This is a genomic window from Mycobacterium sp. TH-M116, assembly GCF_057473685.1.
The window spans coordinates 1-1,832 of the sequence record NZ_JBYCLC010000319.1 but is presented as its reverse complement, the minus strand read 5'-3'; the positions used below and the strand labels follow the sequence as shown (position 1 = coordinate 1,832).

Genomic DNA, 1,832 nt, shown 5'->3' with positions numbered 1-1,832 from the left:
CCCGAACTCGCCCCGGAGCTGGGCAATGCCACGATCTCGGTGCCGTCGCTGTTTGTGGCGGGGACGGCCGACCCGGTCTTGACGTTCACCCGTCCCGACCGCGCGTCGGAGGTGGTCGCCGGCCCGTACCGCCAGGTGATGATCGACGGCGCCGGGCACTGGCTGCAGCAGGAGCGACCCGATGAGGTGAACGCCATACTGTTGGAGTTCCTCGACGGGCTGCAGCTGCGGTGAGCATGCCTCCGAGTTTTCGGCACGTGGTCATCCCACCGGCCAATCACGCACGTCGGCAATGAAATACGACATAGACGAAATACGACATAGACCACGTTGCGACGCCGCACCGTCTCTCCGGCGGCTACGAGCTGACCGCGTGCCCGGAGGCGTTCATCTGCGCCGCGCAGGGCGTCAGCGGGCACACATCGGAACCATGACGGAGTGGTGAATCGATGCGCGCATCGGCGCTGCGGGGCCGGGGCTCTCATCGCGTCGACTCCGGCGTTGCTGGCCGCCAAGGGCATCGCTGGCCGCCAAGGGCGTCGAGCCGATCGTGTACAGCAACCCGAACCGATTTCCGAACCCCGTGCGCGCCGGCTTTCGGTCTCTCGCGGGCGACGCGGGGCAGCGGCCGGGGTCACCGCGAAGCACCCGGAGCGAACGCCGGCGACATCGAGTTCCGGCAACAATCACGCATTGTTCAGGAACCGCCCGGAGCCGTATGCGCGGTCCGGACTCTTCCTGGGCATCTCCTGTGTAGCCACCTGTTTTGCTTGCCGGGATTCCATTATGCCGTGTTACTGTCAAGTAATTGGTTCACGCTAATTTTAAAGACCGCGCCGGCAGCCGGTCGGCGCACCACGGCGGTGGGACCCGCCACAACCGCACGTCGTTCGTCGACGGCCAATGGTTCCTGCGAAACAACTCAGGGTTCGGCGGTCAATCGGACAGTCGAACGTGGCGTCGAGGAGACCACCGTGGCGGTTCGGCATTTTCCCATGTATCCGCTCTTGAGGCCCGGTGATGACGGGACCGGTTCGCGTCCATCCCGTCTCGGCGGCTCTGGTCCGGGAGCCCGCAAGGCATCGATCAGTCCGGGATCGCGGCCACCAAGCTGGCAGCCACATTCTTTTCCCACCGAGCGCACCCTGAATCCGGGTTAGTCGCCGACCGGCACCGGGCTAGGCGGTGCAGGCGGGTGATCAGGCCACAAAGGCATGACACCACGCAGATTCATCGCCGGTGCGCACGGTTGCAGGTGGAATGAAATGGCCGAAAAATACTCGCCGCATTGTATTTTCGTCGCCATGACACCCACCACGCATTGGCTCGCCGCGAATCCGGTCCAGTAAGAAGCGTTCGGCCGGTTGTCCACCACAATCCAGGGAAGGCGGGTAAGCGTATGGTGCGGTCACGCATCACCGATTGGAACCCAGACGACGAGGAGGCATGGGCCGCCGGAAATAGGGTTATCGCGCGCCGGAATCTGTTCTGGCTGATCGTGAATGTCCATGTCACCTTTTCGGTCTGGTACCTGTGGTCGGTGATGGTGCTGTTCATGCCGGTCTCCGTCTACGGGTTCTCGACCGGGGACAAGTTGCTGATAGCCGCGGTGGCCTCTTTGGTCGGCGCCGTTGTGCGGATACCATATGCGTTGGCCGCCAACTGGTTTGGCGGGCGGAACTGGACGACGTTCTCATCGCTGGTGCTGCTGATCCCCACCGGCGGGGCGCTCATTTTGCTGGCGCACCCGGGCCTGCCGCTGTGGCCGTATCTGGTGTGTGCGGCGCTGACCGGATTGGGCGGCGGAAACTATTCGGCGTCGCTGGCCAAGG

2 protein-coding genes are annotated in these 1,832 nt (G+C 64.2%); both read left to right on the top strand.

Annotated elements, in window-relative coordinates:
* On the top strand, window positions 1–234 hold a 234-nt coding region (locus AC2VOK_RS16565), incomplete at its 5' end, for an alpha/beta fold hydrolase (protein ID WP_428901454.1).
* A 1,054-nt stretch (window positions 235–1,288) separates the two neighbouring features.
* Window positions 1,289–1,832: MFS transporter (locus AC2VOK_RS16560; RefSeq protein ID WP_428901453.1), on the top strand; the 544-nt coding region annotated here is incomplete at its 3' end.